The following is a 17,952-nucleotide window of genomic DNA, read 5'->3' as shown; positions in this document are numbered from 1 at the left end:
CCACGGGCCCCACCGCCGGGCCCGACTAGACTGTCACGGTGACTTCTGCAGTGTCCCCTCCATCAGCCGCCTCCGAGCCCCTCGTCGGCGTGCTGGCCCTGCAAGGCGATGTGCGCGAGCATGTCGCAGCCCTCGAGCACGTCGGCGCGAGCGCCGTGAAGGTGCGCCGCCCCGAGGAGCTCGAGTCCCTCGACGGGCTCGTGATCCCCGGCGGCGAGTCGACGACGATCGACAAGCTCGCGCGCGCGTTCGGCCTGGCGGACCCGCTCCGGGAGAAGATCCGCGCCGGGTTCCCGGTCTACGGCTCGTGTGCCGGGATGATCCTCCTCGCGGACGAGATCGCTGACCCGACGCAGGACCTCGCGGGCAGGCCCCAGGAGACCTTCGGCGGCCTCGACATCACAGTGCGCCGGAACGCCTTCGGCCGCCAGCGGGAGTCGTTCGAGACGGATCTGGACTTCAAGCAGGTCGACCAGGCCGGCGGCCCGGTGCACGCCGTGTTCATCCGCGGCCCGTGGGTCGAGAGGGTGGGTCCCGGCGTCGAGATCCTGGCCGAGGTGGACCCGGCGCACGCGTCGCACACCGCCACGCTCGGGGGCAGGGCTAGAATCGTCGCAGTGCGTTCTGGGCGGCTGCTCGCCACATCGTTCCACCCCGAGGTGACCGGTGAGACACGGATCCATGAACTTTTCATCCGCATGATCAGAGGAGAAGCGTAGGCATGTCCGGCCACTCCAAATGGGCTACGACGAAGCACAAGAAGGCGGCGATCGACGCCAAGCGTGCCAAGGCGTTCGCGAAGTACATCAAGACCATCGAGGTTGCGGCACGCCTCGGCGGCCCCGACATCTCGGGCAACCCGGCCCTCGACCTCGCCGTCAGCAAGGCCAAGAAGAACTCCGTCCCGAACGACAACATCGACCGCGCGATCAAGCGCGGCGCCGGCCTGACCGGCGAGGCCATCGAGTACACCGAGATCATGTACGAGGCCCGCGGCCCGCAGGGCTCGGCCCTCCTGATCGAGTGCCTCACCGAGAACCGCAACCGCGCCGCCGCGGACGTGCGCCTGGCCGTGACCCGCAACGGCGGGACGATGGCGGACCAGGGCTCGGTCAACTACCTCTTCGCCCGCAAGGGCGTTGTGAGCCTGCCGAAGGACGGCCTGTCCGAGGACGACGTCCTCATGGCCGTGCTCGACGCGGGTGCGGAGGAGGTCAAGGACGGCGGGGAGAACTGGACGGTGTACTCCGATCCGAGCGACCTCCAGGCGATCCGCGACGCGCTGACGGAGGCAGGGATCGAGTACGAGACCGATGAGGTCGAGTTCGTCCCGTCCATGGAGGTGGGGCTCGACGCCGACGGTGCCCGGAAGTTCATCCGGCTCGTGGACGCGCTCGAGGACCTCGACGATGTGCAGAACGTGTACACGAACGCGGACATGAGCGACGAGGTCTTGGCGGCCCTCGAGGACGACTGAGCCGTGGTCCGCGCTGCGGGAGCAGACGCTGCCGCGTCCGGTGCCGGGAAGGGGCCCGGGTCCGCTGCCCTGCGCGTGCTGGGCGTGGACCCGGGCCTCACCCGTTGCGGCCTCGGGGTGGTGGACGTGGCCCGGGACCGCCGCGCGACCTTCGTGGGCGTGGGGGTCGTGGGAACCTCGGCCGACCAGCCGCTCGACGCGCGCCTGCTGCGGATCGCGGACGAGATCGACCTGTGGCTCGAGAAGTACTCGCCCGACGTGGTGGCCGTGGAGCGCGTCTTCTCGCAGCTGAACGTGAGCACCGTCATGGGGGTGGCGCAGGCCTCCGGGGTCGTCATTGCAGCCGCAGCGCGCCGCAGCATTCCGGTCGCCCTGCATACGCCGAGCGAGGTCAAGGCAGCGGTGACGGGCAGCGGGCGCGCCGACAAGGCCGCCGTCGGACGGCTCGTGGCGAAGATCCTCGGCCTGGACGCGCCGCCCCGGCCGGCCGACGCCGCGGACGCCCTCGCGCTCGCCCTGGCCCACGCGTGGCGGGGGAGCGCGCCGGGCTCGGCGTCCGCCGTCGGGCGCACGACGGCGATGAGCGCCTCGGCGCTGACGCCGGCGCAGAGGGCCTGGCAGGAGGCGGAGGCGAAGGCGCGCCGCGGCCGATGAGGCGGGCGTATCAGGGCCGCGGGAGGTGCGGGCGGAGGCGAAGGCGCGCCGCGGCCGATGAGGCGGGCGTATCAGGGCCGCGGGAGGTGCGGGCGGAGGCGAAGGCGCGCCGCGGCCGATGAGCTGGCCGGGCACGGTCGGACGCTAGAGTTCTCGTAGATATGTTCGGATGCAAGGAGTTCTGGTGATCAGCTTCGTTCGCGGTCCTGTGGCCCATGTCGGACTGTCGACCGCCGTGGTCGATGTCAACGGGGTCGGGATGGCCTTCTGGGCGGCGCCGCAGACGCTCGCGGGCCTGAGGGTGGGCGAGGAGGCCACGGTCCACACGTACCTCGTGGTCCGGGAGGACTCGCTGACGCTGTTCGGCTTCGAGGACCCGGAGGCGCGGGAGGTCTTCGAGGTGCTCCTCGGTGTCTCGGGCGTGGGGCCGCGGCTCGCCCTCGCGGTGCTGGCCGTGCACAGCCCGGAGGCGGTTCGCGTGGCGGCGCATTCGGAGGACTCGAAGGCGTTCACCAGGGTCCCCGGGATCGGGCCGAAAGTCGCGGCACGGCTCGTACTCGAGCTCAAGGGGAAGCTCGTCCCGCACGGGACGGGTGCGGCGGCCCCCGTCTCCGGGCCGGCAGAGGAGCCGTGGAAGGCGCAGGTTGTGGAGGCGATGGCGTCGCTGGGCTGGAGCGAGAAGGATGCCGCGGCCAGCATCGAGAAGGCCCTCGCGGACGCGCCGGACATCGCGGTGGGCGGGAGCGTCCCGGAGATCCTCCGGGCTACCCTGCGGTGGCTCGGCCAGGGCTCGCGGCCCGCTGTGAAGGCGGGTGCGCGTGGCTGAGGCGTCGGTGGTCTCGAGCAGCGAGGAGCCCGAGGAGCGCGCCATCGAGGCGGCGCTCAGGCCGAAGTTCCTGGACGAGTTCGTGGGCCAGGCGCGTGTGCGCCGGCAGCTCTCGCTCGTGCTCGAGGCCTCCCGGCTGAGGGGCCGCACGGCGGACCATGTCCTGCTGTCCGGGCCCCCGGGCCTCGGGAAGACCACGCTGTCCATGATCATCGCCTCGGAGATGAACGCGCCGCTGCGCATCTCCTCGGGCCCGGCGATCCAGCACGCCGGGGACCTCGCGGCGATCCTGTCCTCGCTCTCGGAGGGCGAGGTGCTCTTCCTCGACGAGATCCACCGCATGTCGCGGCCGGCGGAGGAGATGCTGTACATGGCGATGGAGGACTTCCGGGTGGACATCGTGGTGGGCAAGGGCGCTGGCGCGACCGCGATCCCGCTCGAGCTCCCCCCGTTCACGCTCGTGGGCGCGACGACCCGCGCAGGGCTCCTGCCGGGCCCGCTGCGGGACAGGTTCGGCTTCACGGGCCACCTCGAGTTCTATTCGGTGGCCGAGCTCGAGCTCGTGCTGCGGCGGTCGGCGGGCCTGCTCGACCTCAAGGTCACGTCTGCGGGCTTCTCGGAGGTGGCGGGGCGGTCCCGGGGCACCCCGCGCATCGCGAACCGCCTGCTGCGGCGCGTGCGGGACTGGGCGCTCGTGCACGGGATCGAGCAGATCGATGCCCGCGCCGCGGCGGCGGCACTGGACATGTACGAGGTGGACGCGAAGGGCCTCGACCGGCTCGACAGGTCGGTCCTGACGGCCCTCGCGAGCAAGTTCGGGGGCGGCCCCGTGGGGCTCTCGACCCTGGCGATCGCAGTGGGGGAGGAGCCGGAGACCGTGGAGACGGTGGCCGAGCCGTACCTCGTGCGCGAAGGCCTCATGGGGAGGACGCCGCGCGGCCGCATCGCGACGCCTGCCGCCTACGCCCATCTGGGCCTCGCGGTCCCCGCGGGCGCGCCCTTCGCCGAGGCCGCGCTGTTCGGCCCGGGCTCGGAGGGCACGGACGCGCCTCTGGCCGACGCGGACGACGACGTGGGCTGAGTGCCGTGGGACGCGCCCCGGGCGGACGGCTGGAGCCGGGCCCCAGCGGGTGCGCATAGACTGTGTACAAGCTTCCCGCCGCGGTGGGTCCGCTAGGCCGTGCCCTGGCTGCGGCATCCGCCCTGCTCCCGTAACAGATTGGACCCCTTCATGGACTTCATGACCATCCTCCTGCTGGCCGTCTTCGCCTTCTTCATCTTCTCGATGTTCCGGCGGAACAAGAAGACCCAGCAGCAGCAGGCGGAGATGCAGGCGAAGTTCGCCCCGGGTGTCGAGGTCATGACGAGCTTCGGGCTGTTCGGCCGCATCGTGGCGATCGACGACGCCGAGAACAAGGTCGTCCTCGAGCTGAGCCCGGGCAACAACGCGACGGTGCACCGTCAGGCCGTGACCAAGATCGTCGAGCCGGCTGCCGTGGCCGAGGCTGGGACGGTCGAACCCGCGCCGCTTGCCGACTCGCCGGCCGCTCCCGCTGAGGCCCCTGAAGCCGCCCCTGCTCCGCTCGACCTCGAGAAGCCGTCGTCCGCCGGCGCCCCGGAGCAGCAGCTGTCCGAGACCCCCGAGGAGACGCTCAAGCGCCTCAACGGCGAGAACGGCCCGGAGAAGACCGAGAAGTAGCATCCCCGAGCCGCCGGGCGCAGCGCCGGCGGCTGTGCGGCGTCCTCCCACCCCCTGAGGGCGCCGCGCGCTGTCGAACGAAGGACAACCATGCCACGATCCCGCACGAAGCCGGGCGTCCGAACCCTTGTCTGGCTCGGCGTCGTCCTCCTGGCGCTGACCGGCGTCCTGGCCGGCGGCACCCTCGCCGGGCAGGCGTCCTGGGCGCCCAAGCTCGCACTCGACCTCGAGGGCGGCACCCAGATGATCCTCGCCCCCCAGGCGGCGGGCGGTTCGCAGATCAGCCAGGAGCAGCTCGACCAGGCGGTGGAGATCATCCGCCAGCGTGTCGACGGCTCCGGGGTGGCGGAAGCGGAGATCAGCACGCAGTCCGGGCGCAACGTCATCGTGAGCCTCCCGGGGACGCCGTCCGCGGAGACCCGGCAGCTCATCCAGGCCTCGGCGGACATGAACTTCCGGCCCGTGCTCGCGGCGGGCGAGCCGGCCGCGGTCCCCAAGGACCAGCGCACGCCGGCGGCCCAGCTGCCCAAGCCCACGGCGAAGCCGGCCAACGCGAGCGACCAGAACTGGATCACGGCGGACGTCTACCGCCAGTTCGAGGCTCTGGACTGCACGGGGCAGCTGCCCGAGACGACGAAGCGGTCCGATCCGGCCAAGCCGCTCGTGACCTGCGAGGCGGCAAGCGACCTGAGCGGGCCCATCAAGTACATCCTCGGCCCGGTCGAGGTCGTGGGGACGGACATCGCCGGCTCGTCCTTCCAGCTCCAGCAGGGCCGCCAGGGCGCGGTGACCAATGAGTGGGCCGTCAACATCCAGTTCAACGGCGACGGCACGCAGAAGTTCAAGGCGGTCACCGAGCGGCTCAACGGGTTCTACCTGGCGAACGCGAACGACCCCCGGGCACAGTTCGCGATCGTCCTCGACGACAAGGTCATCTCGGCGCCGCGGTCGCTGGCCGTGATCACGGACGGCCGGCCGCAGATCACGGGCGGCTTCACGGAGGCCACCGCGAAGACCCTGTCCGACCAGCTGCGCTACGGCGCACTGCCGATCAGCTTCGACATCCAGAGCGAGGAGCAGATCTCCGCGACGCTCGGCTCGGAGCAGCTGCGCATGGGCCTGCTCGCCGGCGCCATCGGCCTTCTGCTCGTGGTGGTCTACTCGCTCTTCCAGTACCGGGCCCTCGGCTTCGTCACGATCGCCTCGCTCGTCGTCGCCGGCGTGCTCACGTACCTCGCGATCGCCATCCTCGGCTGGACCGAGAACTACCGCCTGTCCCTGGCCGGTGTGGCGGGCCTCATCGTCGCCATCGGCCAGACGGCGGACTCGTTCATCGTCTACTTCGAGCGCATCCGCGACGAGCTGCGGGAGGGCCGGGGGCTCGTCTCGGCCGTCGAGAACGGCTGGAAGCGTGCCAAGCGGACCGTCCTGGCCTCCAAGGCGGTGAACCTCCTCGCGGCGGTCGTCCTGTACTTCGTGGCGGTCGGCAACGTCCGGGGCTTCGCCTTCACGCTCGGCCTCACTGCGATCGCAGACCTCATCGTCGTGTTCATGTTCACGCACCCGACCCTCCAGGTGCTCGCACGCACGCGCTTCTTCGGCGAGGGCCACCGGTTCTCCGGGCTCGACCCCGAGCGTCTCGGCGCGGTCCCGCTGTACCGCGGTGCGGGCCGTCTGCGCGAGGCATCCGAGGCGGCCAAGGGCAGCGTCAGGCCCAAGAACGCGGCCGCGGTCCGCGAGGCGGGGCGGCGCATGACGATCGCCGAGCGGCGGGCCGCGGAAGCCAAGAACCAGAGCGGGGTCCCGGCCGGTGCCGGCCGCGAGTCGGCGCGGGCCGAGGAGGAGAACTGATGTCCACCGTCTTCGCACGCTTCGGCAACGAGCTCTACACGGGCCAGCGCTCCTACGATTTCGTCGGGCCCCACAAACGCCTCTGGTTCGCGATCGCGGGCGCCCTCATGGCCGTGTCGGTCCTCATCCCTGTCCTCATGGGCGGGTTCAACCTCGGGATCGAGTTCCGCGGCGGCAGCGAGTTCCGCGTCTCCCAGGTGGCGGAGACCGACTCGGCGCTCGGCGAGCGTGCCGTCCACGCGGTCGTCCCGGATGCGGAGCCGCGCGTGGCCAACATCGCCCCGGGGACCATGCGCGTCCAGACCGACCAGCTCTCGGACGATGAGACGCTGAGGGTCAAGGCAGACCTCGCCAAGGCGTATGGCGTGGCCGAGGACAAAGTGACCTCCTCGTTCGTCGGTCCCACGTGGGGCGCCGACGTGACCCAGCAGGCCCTCATCGGGTTCGTCGTGTTCGTGGTCCTTGCCGCCGTCCTCATGTCCCTGTACTTCCGTACGTGGAAGATGTCCCTCTCGGCGCTGACCGGCATGGTCGTCACGATGGTGGTCACCGGTGGGGTCTATGCCGCGAGCGGATTCGAGGTCACTCCCTCCGCGATCATCGGCTTCCTCACGATCCTGAGCTACTCGCTGTACGACACGGTCGTGGTGTTCGACAAGATCCGCGAGAACACCGCCGAGATCGGCACGTCCACGCGCCGGACCTTCGCCGAGGAGGTGAACCTCGCCGTGAACCAGACGCTCGTGCGCTCGATCAACACGATGATGGTCGCAGTCCTGCCTGTCGCGGCGATCCTCTTCATCGGTGCGGGACTCCTCGGGGCGGGGACGCTCCGCGACCTGTCCCTGGCACTGTTCGTCGGCATCCTCATCGGCACGGTCGCGACCGTCTTCATTGCCGCTCCGATGTACGCGTGGCTGCGCGAGCGCGAGCCCGCCCTGGTCAAGCAGGCCGAGCGGGTCCGTGCGCGGCGGGCGAACGCGGGCGCGTGAGCCCCGAGTCGGGCATACACTGAAAAAATCCATCGAGGAGAGTGGAGGTGCCTGGCGTGGCCGAGCGTCCGACGCAGTCCCCGGCACAGCCCGGGGCACCCGGCGCCGCTGACAGCGGCAGCCGGATGCCGGCGTCGTCCGCGCCCGCGCCCTCTCCCACGCCGGCTCATCCTGGACCGGCGCCGGCCGGGCCGCCCGGCGGCAACAGCCTTGTGGAGCGGCCCACGCTCGGACGCCGCGACTGGTCGCTTGCGCGCCTCGCGCGGCTCACGGGGCGGGGGCCGGCCGCGCACTCGCCCATCCTCGAACCGCTCCTGCGCACGGTGCGGGCCAACAACCCGCGCGAGGACTTCGAGCTCATCCGGCGGGCCTACGAGGTGGCCGAGCGCAGCCATCAGGGCCAGAAGCGCAAGAGCGGCGACCCGTACATCACGCACCCGGTGGCGGTAGCGACGATCCTCGCCGAGCTGGGCATGACGGGGACGACCCTCGCGGCGGCGCTCCTGCACGACACCGTGGAGGACACCCCGTACACGCTCGACGACCTCCGGCGCGACTTCGGCCCCGAGGTCGCGATGCTCGTGGACGGCGTCACGAAGCTCGACAAGGTCCAGTTCGGCGACGCGGCGCAGTCGGAGACGGTCCGCAAGATGGTCGTCGCGATGGCCAAGGACATCCGGGTCCTCGTGATCAAGCTCGCCGACCGCCTGCACAACGCCCGCACGTGGCGGTTCGTCTCGCCCGAGTCCTCGGCGCGCAAGGCGCGTGAGACCCTCGAGATCTTCGCGCCGCTCGCCCACCGGCTCGGCATGAACACGATCAAGTGGGAGCTCGAGGACCTCTCGTTCGCCGCGTTGTACCCGAAGGTGTACGAGGAGATCGTGCGCATGGTCGGCGCGCGCACCCCCGAGCGCGAGAAGCAGCTCTCGGTCGTCCGGGCCCAGATCGCCGACGACCTCCGCGCGGCCCGGATCAAGGCCGAGATCACCGGCCGGCCCAAGCACTACTACTCGATCTACCAGAAGATGATCGTCCGCCAGAAGGAATTCGACGACATCAACGACCTCATGGGCGTGCGTGTCCTCGTGGACAGTGTCCGCGACTGCTACGCCGTCCTGGGCACGCTGCATGCGCGGTGGAACCCGCTCCCGGGCCGGTTCAAGGACTACATCGCCATGCCGAAGTTCAACATGTACCAGTCGCTGCACACCACGGTGATCGGGCCCAGCGGCAGGCCGGTGGAGATCCAGATCCGGACCCACGAGATGCACCGCCGTGCCGAGTACGGCGTCGCGGCGCACTGGAAGTACAAGGACGAGCCGAACGGTCAGAGCCATACCCCGAGCGGCAAGGCGGGCGAGATGGGCTGGCTCCGCTCGCTCGTGGACTGGCAGCAGGAGACCTCGGACCCGGGGGAGTTCCTCGACTCGCTGCGGTTCGAGATCAACGCCCGCGAGGTCTTCGTCTTCACCCCCAAGGGCGAGGTCATGGCCCTGCCTGCCGGGTCGACCCCTGTGGACTTCGCCTACGCGGTCCACACGGAGGTGGGCCACCGCACGATCGGCGCCCGCGTCAACGGCAAGCTCGTGCCCCTCAACAGCGAGCTCAACCACGGCGACTGGGTGGAGATCTTCACGTCCAAGGCCGAGGGCGCTGGGCCGAGCCAGGACTGGCAGCACTTCGTCAAGAGCGCCCGCGCGCGCAACAAGATCCGCCAGTGGTTCACGAAGGAACGCCGCGAAGAGGCGATCGACAAGGGCAAGGACCTGCTCACGCGGGCCATGCGCAAGCAGAACCTTCCGCTCCAACGGCTCCTGAGCCACGATGCGCTCCTCGCGGTCGCGCAGGAGTTCCGGTACCAGGACATCGCGGGGCTGTACGCGGGGATCGGGGACGGGCACGCCTCGGCGCAGTCCGTCGTCGAGAAGCTCGTCGACAGCCTGGGCGGGGCCGCCGGTGCGGCAGAGGACATCGCGGAGACGATCGCGCCGACCAAGGGCAGCATCCCGCCGCGGTACTCCACGTCCGGCGTGATCGTGCGCGGCGTGGGCGACGTCTGGGTCAAGCTCGCACGCTGCTGCACTCCCGTGCCGCCGGATCCCATCGTCGGGTTCGTCACTCGGGGCTCGGGTGTCTCGGTCCACCGCAGCGACTGCACCAACGTGGGCGGGCTCCGTTCCGAGCCGGACCGCATCGTCGAGGTCGAATGGGCCCCGACCCAGTCCAGCGTGTTCCTCGTGGAGATCCAGGTCGAGGCGCTGGACCGCAAGAGCCTCCTCTCCGACGTGACGCGTGTCCTCTCGGACAACCACGTCAACATCCTCTCGGCGCACGTCCACACGTCCACCGACCGTCTGGCAGTCTCCCGCTTCGCCTTCGAGATGGGCGACCCCAAGTACCTCTCGCACGTGCTGAGCGCCGTCCGCCGGATCGACGGGGTCTTCGACGTCTACCGCACCACGGGCAACCACCGCCGCAGCTGAGTGGAGGGCTCTCGGCTCCGGCCTGCCGGCCCCTTCAGCGCGCGACCCGCTCGAGCAGTCGCCGCGCCCTCTCCTTGTGCGGCTGGCGGGGAAGCGACTCGAGCGCGCGGGCCACGAGCCGCGGGGTGAGGCCGAGCCCCGGCTGGGCGAGCAGGCGCCGCAGGACCGGCATGGCCCGGGTGCCCTCGCAGTGGAGCGCGACGTCCAATGCCGTGCGCAGGGGTGAGGTCACCTGGAGGCCGGCGATGTCGAGGACGTCGTAGGGGCCGAACCCCACCTCGTGCACGAGGAGCCTCTCGGGGGAGCGCAGGCTCGAAATCCGGTGGGTGCTGGCGACGAGCATGACCGGGAGCTCAGGTGCGGGGGCGCACCCGAAGATCCACGCCGCCGTCATGCGCCCGGCCACTGCCCGCACCCGGACCCGCGCCGGAAGGAGGGCCGCGAGCGAGCGCGCGCGCAGCGACGGCCCCTCCGGCGCGAGAGCGGGGACGTACGCCTGGCCGATGAGGCGCCGCACCACGCCATCGGCCGCCATCGCCTGCAGCTCGACCGCTGTGAACGGCGCGCCCGCGAGGAGCACGGGCGGTTCTCTCGGTGCGATCAGGTGCGGCGGCGGTACGGACGGCATGGGGACATCATGCACTGCAGCGGCACGGCGGCGCAGACTGACGGGTCAGGGCTGTGGACAACACGGGCCCCGCCGGATGCTCAGCGAGCTTCCTGCGGGGCCCGTCGGGGCACTTCTGGCGTCAGCTGAGCTCGCTCGCCGACTTCTGCAGCTGCTCGAGCCAGGACTTGCGGGCCTCGAGCGCCTCGCGCGCCTTGGACGCAGCGCGGGAATCGCCCTTGGCGTCCGCCTCCTCGGCCTCGGCCTCGAGGGCGGCGATCGATGCCTCGAGCTGGGTCAGGGCCGAGTCGGTACGGGCCTTCGTCTCGGGATCGGTGCGGCGCCAGTTCTCGTTGTCGGCCTGAGCGACCGCGTCCTCGACCTTGCGGAGGCCAGCCTCGACACGGGCCATATCCCCGCGCGGGACGCGCCCGGCGTCCTCCCAGCGATCGCGGATGGACTGGAGTGCCTTCTTGGCCGCCCCCAGGTCCCTGACAGGAAGGAGCTCCTGCGCCTCGGCGAGGAGCGCTTCCTTGACCTTGAGGTTCGCGGCATACTCCCGGTCCACGGCGGCGTTGGCAGCCTGACGGGCCTCGAAGAAGACGTTCTGGGCGGCGCGGAAGCGCGCCCACAGGGCATCGTCCTCCTTGCGGCTGGCGCGCGGCGCGGCCTTCCACTCCTCCATGAGCCGGCGGTACTCGCCCGCGGCCCAGCCCCAGTCGGTGGAGGTCTGGATCGACTCGGCCTCGGCGATGAGGCGCTCCTTGGCCGTCTTCGCCTGCGCATTCATGCTGTCCAGCTGCGAGAAGTACGCGCGGCGGTGGCGGTCGAACTGCGTGCGGGCAGCGCGGAAACGCTTCCAGAGCGCGTCCTCGATCGAGCGGCTGAGGCGCAGGCCGGACTTCTGGGCGGCCTTCCAGTCCTCGAACAGCTCGTTCATGCGGGCGCCCGAGGTCTTCCACTGCGTGCGCTCGGGATCCTGCCCGCTGATCTGCTCTGCCTCGGCGACGATGGCCTCGCGGCGCGCCAGCTCCTCCGCGCGGGCCTTCTCGTGGGCCGCCTTCTCGTGCTCTTCGGCCTGCGCCAGGGACGCCTCGAGAGCTTCGAGACGGGCCTCGGCGGCCCGGATGTCGCCCACCATCGCGCGCTCGGAGAGCTGCGCCCTGAGATGCTCGACCGCTTTGCGGACGTCCGCGACGGGAGCGTGCGTGCTCACGCGCTGCTCGTGCAGGGCGATCTGGGCCACGGCGTCCTCGTACTTGCGCGCGAAGTACGCGAGGGCCTCGTCAGCCGTGACGTCCGGGTACTGGCCCACGGGGTGCTCTTCGCCGTCGATCGTCACGAACACATGGCCGTCGCCTTCGACACGGCCCCACTTGGACGCCTCGGCGAGGGAGACCGGCGCCGGAGCCGCCGGCGCGGCGGGGGCCGCGGGCGTGGCCGGCTTCGGCTTGGGCTTCGCGGCCATCGCTGCGGGCGAGGGGATCGAGGCGGGCGAGGGAGCGCCCGCGGAGGACGGCGTGGATGCGGCCGCCTCGGCCGTGGTGTCGTCGGGTTTCTGACTTTCGGTCACCGCTAGAACTCTTTCGCTTGGGTTTTCACGTGGGCATTCGCCCCGGTGGGAGGCGCGGCGCGGACCGGGAGGTCGCAGCGCCAGGTCTATTCCACCGTGAACGAGTCTATCGTGACAGGTGTCACGGGGGCCCCGTCCTCGCCGGACGCCACGCCCCTGTCCGCGATCTCCTTGACCGTCTGGAGGCCAGAGGTCACGGAGCCGACCACGGTGTAGCCGCCGGCCTCGTCCGTCGGGATGGTCGACTTCCGGTACACGATGAAGAACTGCTGGCCGTTCCCATAGGCGTTGTTGCCGGTGCGGGCGACCGCGATCGCCCCCGCCGGGTACACGCCGTCGGCCGGCGTGTTCTCGAGGGGGCCCCACGTGTAGGACGGGTCGGAGGCGCCGGAGGCGTCCTGGGCGCCGCACTGGAGGATCCCCATGGCCGCCGCGGTGGTCAGGCGGTGGCACGTCCGGCCCTCGAGCGTGCCCTCGCGCGCGAGAGACGAGAAGACGGCGGCCGCCTGCGGCGCCTTCGCGCCGTCCAGGGCCACGCCGACCTTCTTCCCGTTGAGCACGAGGGTGCCGGTGAACTTCTTCCCGGCAGCTGTCTCCGCGGCGGGGACTCCCGGGGCATTCGTCGCGCTCGGCGCGGGGGAGGGGGTCTCGAGCCCTGCGGCCGCGGCGGCGTACTCGGCGGCGGTCGGGTTCGAGGCGAAGGCGGTGCCCTGGAGCACCGCGGCGACGACGATCGCCCCAGTGGTGACCGCGGATGCGATGACGTTGTCGCGCCGGCGCCGCTGCGCCTGCCGGTCGCGCAGCTCGGCCTTGGCCTTCATGAGCTGCACCCGACGCCGTTCCTCCTGCGCGCTCAGCCTGGCCACGCGACCGTCCTCCCTGCCGTCACCGCATAAACTTGTGCAGCAGTCAGTCTACGCACAAGGAGTTCTTCACCCATGGCACGTACCGCCTCGCTGTCCGGATTCCCCGAGTGGCTTCCGCAGGAGAGGCTCGTGGAGCTCCATGTGCTCGACACCCTGCGGCGCACCTTCGAGCTGCACGGCTTCGCCTCGATCGAGACCCGCGCGGTGGAGACGGTAGGGCAGCTCCTGCGCAAGGGCGAGATCGACAAGGAGGTCTACGGCCTCTCCCGCCTCGCGGACGAGGACGACTCCGCGAGCCGCGCGGACGCGAACTCGCTCGCCCTGCACTTCGACCTCACGGTCCCGTTCGCGCGGTACGTGGTCGAGAACGCGGGCCACCTGGCCTTCCCGTTCCGGCGCTACCAGATCCAGAAGGTGTGGCGGGGCGAGCGGCCGCAGGAGGGCCGCGCGCGCGAGTTCACCCAGGCGGACATCGACGTCGTGGGCGACGGCGAACTGCCCTTCCGCTACGACGTGGAGCTCGCGCTCGTCATCGCCGAGGCGCTCTCCGCGCTGCCCATCCCCGAGTTCCGGCTCCGCGTCAACAACCGCAAGCTCGCCGAGGGCTTCTACCGGGGAATCGGCCTCACCGACACCGCCGGGGTGCTGCGCAGCATCGACAAGCTCGAGAAGGTCGGCCCTTCCCGGGTTGCGGAGCTCCTGCAGGAGGAGCTCGGCGCAACGCCCGAGCAGGCCAAGGCCGCCCTCGAGCTCGCCTCCATCCGCACCGAGGACACGTCCTTCGTGGCGCGGGTCCGGGCGCTCGGGGTCCAGGACGAGCTCCTCGAGGAAGGGCTCGGCGAGCTCGAGCAGGTGATCGCGGCGGCGTCCGCCGCTGCGCCCGGCAAGGTGGTCGCGGACCTGAGCATCGCCCGCGGCCTCGACTACTACACCGGCACGGTCTACGAGACTGTCCTCGTGGGGCACGAGCAGCTCGGCTCGATCTGCTCCGGCGGGCGCTACGACGCGCTCGCGACGAAGGGCAGCCGCAAGTTCCCGGGCGTGGGCCTCTCGATCGGCGTGACGCGCCTCGTCTCCCGCATCCTCAGCCAGGAGCTCGCCACGGCCAGCCGCTCGGTCCCCACCGCGGTGCTCGTGACGCTCACCGACGACGACTCGTGGACTGCGGCACAGGGCGTCGCCGCCCAGCTGCGCTCACGGGGGATCCCCGTCGAGGTCGCTGCCAAGGCTGAGAAGTTCGGCAAGCAGATCAAGTACGCGGACCGTCGCGGCATCCCGTTCGTCTGGTTCACCCACGCGGACGGCCGGCACGAGGTGAAGGACATCCGTTCCGGCGAGCAGGTCGAGGCGGATCCCGCCTCGTGGACCCCGCCGGCCGCGGACGTCACGCCGCAGATCATCGCGGCCCAGCAGGCCTGACACGGAACCGTCTCCGACGGCGCCCCTCCCCACCTTGGCGAGGGGCGCCGTCGTGCATCAGCCCCTGCGGCGGCTCCGGACAGCGAGCACGAGGGCGCGGCCGGCGACCCCCGCGGCGAGCACGGCGGCCATCGTCACGGCGGACCGCCACGGGAGCGTCACGGCCAGCAAAATGCAGCCTGCCGCTCCGGCCGCGCTGAGCCAGCGGGGCGCATAGCGCGGCCGCTCCGAGGGCGTGAGGGTGAACGCGGACGCGTTGGCCACTGTGTAGTAGACGAGCACCCCGAAGCTCGAGAATCCGATGACGGTCAGGACGCTGCCCGTGAGGACAAGGAGCACGACGACTGCGCCCACGGCGAGCTCGGCGGTCCACGGCACGCTGTGCGGTCCGCCGATCCCGGCGAGCGGACGCGGCAGGTCGCCCTCGCGCGCCATCGCGAGCGAGGTGCGGCCCACCCCCGTGATCAGCGCGAGGAGCGCACCGAGGCTCGCGGCAGCGGCCCCCGTCTGGACGATCCCCGTCGCCCACGGCCCCAGGGGCGCGACGAGGTCCGCGAGCGGCGCCCCCGAGCCCGCCAGGCCGGGCCCGAGGCGCGCCACGAGGATGACGGCCAGGCCCGCGTACACCGCGAAGGCGCCGGCCAGCGCGCCCAGGATGGCCCGCGGGATCGTCCGGACGGGGTCGCGGACCTCCTCCCCGAGGGTCGCGATGCGCGCGTAGCCGGCGAATGCGAAGAACAGCACCCCGGCGGCGGGGAAGACCCCCAGCGCACGGGGCCAGCCGGCGTCGTACGCCGTCGCTGGGTCGCCCGCCTGCCCAGGCTGCGCCAGCCCCGCCGCGGCGGCGAAGCCGAGCACCGCGAGCACGACGGCGAGCAGCACCTTGGTGACGAGGGCCGTCCGGGTGATGCCGGCGAGGTTCACGGCGGTGAGCGCGACGACGGCGGCGACCGCGACGGGCACCGCATGCTGGGGTGCGGCGTAGTAGCCGAAGGTGAGCGCCATCGCGGCGCACGAGGCGCTCTTGCCCGTCACGAATCCCCAGCCTGCGATGAAGCCCGCCCACGGCCCGAGGCGCTCCCGTCCGTACAGATAGGTCCCGCCGCTGCTCGGGTACCTGGCCGCGAGGGCCGCCGAGGCCACGGCGTTCGCGTAGGCGACCGCGCCGGCGAGGACCAGCGCGGCGAAGAGCCACGGGCCGGCGAGGGCCGCTGCGGGCCCGAAGACGGCGAAGACGCCCGCGCCCAGCATCGAGCCGAGGCCGATCGCGGTGGCGTCGAGCGCGCCGAGACGGCGCTTCAGGCGCGGGACGGACGGCACGGGACCTCCGGGTAAACTCGACTGGAATCATCTCCGATCGTAGTGAGGAAGAGCTGTGCTGCGCACACACGGCCTCGGGACGCTCCGTCCCGAGCACATCGGGCAGACCGTCACCCTGGCCGGCTGGGTTGCCCGCCGCCGCGACCATGGCGGGGTCGCCTTCGTGGACCTGAGGGACGCCTCGGGCGTCTCGCAGATCGTGGTCCGCGAGGAGGAGGTCTTCCACGGCCTGCGCAACGAGTTCGTCCTCCAGGTGGTGGGCACCGTGGAGCGCCGCCCCGAGGGCAACGAGAACCCGCACCTCGCCTCGGGCGAGATCGAGGTCATCGCCCAGAAGGTCGAGGTGCTCAACACCGCCGACCCGCTGCCCTTCCAGGTCGACGAGCACGTCGAGGTGGGCGAGGAGGCGCGCCTGCGCCACCGCTACCTCGACCTGCGCCGGCCAGGCCCCGCCCGTGCGATGCGGCTGCGCTCCGAGGCGAACCGCGTGGCGCGCGAGCTGCTCCACGCTGAGGACTTCCTCGAAGTCGAGACCCCCACCCTGACGCGTTCGACCCCGGAGGGCGCCCGCGACTTCCTCGTCCCGGCACGTCTCGCGCCCGGCTCGTGGTACGCGCTCCCGCAGTCCCCGCAGCTGTTCAAGCAGCTCCTCCAGGTCGGCGGCATCGAGAAGTACTTCCAGATCGCCCGCTGCTACCGCGACGAGGACTTCCGCGCCGACCGCCAGCCCGAGTTCACGCAGCTCGACATCGAGGCGAGCTTCGTCGAGCAGGACGACATCATCGCCCTCGGCGAGCGCGTCGTCTCGGCCCTGTGGAAGCTCATCGACGTCGAGATCCCCACGCCGATCCGGCGCATGACGTACGCGGAGGCCATGGCGAAGTACGGCTCGGACAAGCCGGACCTGCGCTTCGGGCTCGAGCTGACCGACCTCACCGAGTACTTCAAGGACACGACCTTCGGTGTGTTCAAGGCCGGCTACGCTGCGGGCTACATCGGCGCCGTCGTCATGCCCGGCGGCGCCTCCCAGCCGCGTCGCACGCTCGATGCGTGGCAGGAGTGGGCCAAGCAGCGCGGCGCGAAGGGCCTCGCGTACGTCCTGTTCAAGGAGGACGGCGAGCTCGCCGGGCCGGTCGCGAAGAACCTCACGGACTCAGAGCGCGAGGGCCTGGCCGAGGCTGTCGGCGCGAAGCCCGGGGACTGCATCTTCTTCGCCGCGGGCGCGAAGGACGATGCCCGGGCGCTGCTCGGCGCGGCGCGCGTCGAGATCGGCCACCGCACGGGCCTCATCGACCCCGATGACTGGGCGTTCGTGTGGGTCGTGGACGCGCCGCTGTTCGAGCCTGCTGCCAACGCGACCGCCTCGGGAGACGTCGCGCTCGGCTACTCGGCCTGGACGGCCGTGCACCACGCCTTCACCTCGCCCAAGCCCGAGTTCATGGACACGTTCGACGAGGACCCCGAGAACGCCCTCGCCTACGCCTACGACATCGTGTGCAACGGCAACGAAATCGGCGGCGGCTCGATCCGTATCCACCGTCGGGACGTGCAGGAGCGCGTGTTCAAGGTCATGGGCATCGACCGTGACGAGGCGCAGGAGAAGTTCGGGTTCCTCCTCGAGGGATTCAAGTTCGGCGCCCCGCCGCACGGCGGCATCGCGTTCGGCTGGGACCGCGTGGTCGCCCTCCTCGCCGGTGTCGAGTCGATCCGCGAGGTGATCGCGTTCCCGAAGACGGGCGGCGGCTTCGATCCGCTCACGGCCGCGCCTGCGCCGATCACGCCCCAGCAGCGCAAGGAGGCCGGCGTCGACGCGAAGCCGGAGCCGAAGAAGGCACAGGACCAGGGCGGGGAAGGCGCGAAGAGCGCCTGACACCGCTTCCCGCGCGAGGCGGGCGAGAAGGGGCGGCACCCGCGGGTGCCGCCCTTCCGTGTGCCCGGCTACTGGAAGGCAGGCAGCCCGATCTCGACCGCGACGGGCCGCCGTCCAGTGGGCGTGCCCACGTCGGCAGCGAGCATGAGCCTCGAGGTGCCGGCGGCGGCGAGGGCGACGACGGCCGGGTCCCGGGCCTCCGGGCGCGCATCCGGCGGCGGCGAGGGCGACGGCGAGGCCCAGGCCCGCGATGAGGCGCACGTCTCCCGCCCGGCCGCCCGGGCCCGGGAACGCCGGAGGCGCGGGGTAGCGTAG

At 71.5% G+C, this 17,952-nt stretch carries 16 protein-coding genes; 12 read left to right on the top strand and 4 right to left on the bottom strand.

What is annotated here, in order from left to right; all coding sequences use genetic code 11:
- Positions 1-38: 38 nt before the first annotated feature.
- The 9 genes from pdxT (at position 39) to ABCQ75_RS08655 (ending at position 9,982) form a co-directional block, all read left to right on the top strand.
- A complete protein-coding gene (pdxT, locus tag ABCQ75_RS08695; protein WP_345884774.1) occupies positions 39-719 on the top strand; it encodes a pyridoxal 5'-phosphate synthase glutaminase subunit PdxT in 681 nt (226 codons plus the stop codon).
- 2 nt (positions 720-721) lie between these two features.
- Entirely contained in the window at positions 722-1,477 is a 756-nt protein-coding gene (locus tag ABCQ75_RS08690; protein ID WP_345884772.1) for a YebC/PmpR family DNA-binding transcriptional regulator, read from the top strand.
- Positions 1,478-1,546: 69 nt separating this feature from the next.
- Positions 1,547-2,131 (top strand): crossover junction endodeoxyribonuclease RuvC, encoded by a 585-nt coding sequence (ruvC, locus tag ABCQ75_RS08685; RefSeq protein ID WP_345885020.1) that lies wholly within the window; start codon positions 1,547-1,549, stop codon positions 2,129-2,131.
- Between the two features lie 184 nt (positions 2,132-2,315).
- Entirely contained in the window at positions 2,316-2,957 is a 642-nt protein-coding gene (gene ruvA / locus ABCQ75_RS08680) for a Holliday junction branch migration protein RuvA (RefSeq protein ID WP_345884770.1), read from the top strand.
- Complete coding sequence (gene ruvB, locus ABCQ75_RS08675) at positions 2,950-4,038, top strand: Holliday junction branch migration DNA helicase RuvB (protein WP_345884768.1); 1,089 nt, start codon at positions 2,950-2,952, stop codon at positions 4,036-4,038. Before ruvA ends, ruvB begins: the two co-directional genes overlap by 8 nt.
- Before the next feature lie 159 nt (positions 4,039-4,197).
- Positions 4,198-4,656, top strand: a complete 459-nt coding sequence (yajC, locus tag ABCQ75_RS08670) for a preprotein translocase subunit YajC (protein WP_345885018.1) — start codon at positions 4,198-4,200, stop codon at positions 4,654-4,656.
- 90 nt (positions 4,657-4,746) lie between these two features.
- The gene (gene secD, locus ABCQ75_RS08665) at positions 4,747-6,507 is read left to right on the top strand and encodes a protein translocase subunit SecD (RefSeq protein WP_345884766.1); all 1,761 of its coding nucleotides are present in this window, start codon (positions 4,747-4,749) and stop codon (positions 6,505-6,507) included.
- A complete protein-coding gene (gene secF / locus ABCQ75_RS08660; RefSeq protein ID WP_345884765.1) occupies positions 6,507-7,499 on the top strand; it encodes a protein translocase subunit SecF in 993 nt (330 codons plus the stop codon). The genes secD and secF overlap by 1 nt, the downstream gene beginning before the upstream one ends.
- 125 nt (positions 7,500-7,624) lie before the next feature.
- Positions 7,625-9,982 carry a RelA/SpoT family protein gene (locus tag ABCQ75_RS08655; RefSeq protein WP_345885017.1) on the top strand — a complete coding sequence of 786 codons (2,358 nt, stop codon included), beginning with the start codon at positions 7,625-7,627 and terminating at the stop codon, positions 9,980-9,982.
- A gap of 34 nt (positions 9,983-10,016) precedes the next feature.
- Here ABCQ75_RS08655 and ABCQ75_RS08650 read toward each other — a convergent pair whose 3' ends face one another.
- The 3 genes from ABCQ75_RS08650 to ABCQ75_RS08640 all read right to left on the bottom strand — a co-directional run bounded on the left by ABCQ75_RS08650 (position 10,017) and on the right by ABCQ75_RS08640 (position 12,983).
- Positions 10,017-10,610 carry a hypothetical protein gene (locus tag ABCQ75_RS08650; RefSeq protein ID WP_345884762.1) on the bottom strand — a complete coding sequence of 198 codons (594 nt, stop codon included), beginning with the start codon at positions 10,608-10,610 and terminating at the stop codon, positions 10,017-10,019.
- A 121-nt stretch (positions 10,611-10,731) separates the two neighbouring features.
- Positions 10,732-12,240: a DUF349 domain-containing protein gene (locus ABCQ75_RS08645; RefSeq protein WP_427916080.1), complete on the bottom strand. Its 1,509-nt coding sequence runs from the start codon at positions 12,238-12,240 to the stop codon at positions 10,732-10,734.
- Between the two features lie 8 nt (positions 12,241-12,248).
- The gene (locus ABCQ75_RS08640; RefSeq protein WP_345885015.1) at positions 12,249-12,983 is read right to left on the bottom strand and encodes a peptidylprolyl isomerase; all 735 of its coding nucleotides are present in this window, start codon (positions 12,981-12,983) and stop codon (positions 12,249-12,251) included.
- Between the two features lie 117 nt (positions 12,984-13,100).
- Here ABCQ75_RS08640 and hisS point away from each other — a divergent pair, with 117 nt between their 5' ends.
- Positions 13,101-14,447 carry a histidine--tRNA ligase gene (hisS, locus tag ABCQ75_RS08635; RefSeq protein WP_345884758.1) on the top strand — a complete coding sequence of 449 codons (1,347 nt, stop codon included), beginning with the start codon at positions 13,101-13,103 and terminating at the stop codon, positions 14,445-14,447.
- A gap of 57 nt (positions 14,448-14,504) precedes the next feature.
- Here the strand turns inward: hisS and ABCQ75_RS08630 are convergent, their stop codons facing one another.
- Positions 14,505-15,767, bottom strand: a complete 1,263-nt coding sequence (locus ABCQ75_RS08630) for an APC family permease (protein WP_345884756.1) — start codon at positions 15,765-15,767, stop codon at positions 14,505-14,507.
- Positions 15,768-15,822: 55 nt separating this feature from the next.
- On the opposite strand from ABCQ75_RS08630, the gene aspS reads away from it, so the two are divergent.
- Both aspS and ABCQ75_RS08620 read left to right on the top strand, forming a co-directional pair.
- Positions 15,823-17,637: an aspartate--tRNA ligase gene (gene aspS, locus ABCQ75_RS08625; RefSeq protein ID WP_345884754.1), complete on the top strand. Its 1,815-nt coding sequence runs from the start codon at positions 15,823-15,825 to the stop codon at positions 17,635-17,637.
- A gap of 45 nt (positions 17,638-17,682) precedes the next feature.
- Positions 17,683-17,952, top strand: a complete 270-nt coding sequence (locus ABCQ75_RS08620) for a hypothetical protein (protein ID WP_345884752.1) — start codon at positions 17,683-17,685, stop codon at positions 17,950-17,952.

This window comes from Sinomonas halotolerans (genome assembly GCF_039615075.1).
Classification (GTDB): Bacteria; Actinomycetota; Actinomycetes; order Actinomycetales; family Micrococcaceae; genus Sinomonas; species Sinomonas halotolerans.
This window is presented reverse-complemented; position numbering and strand designations above follow the sequence as displayed.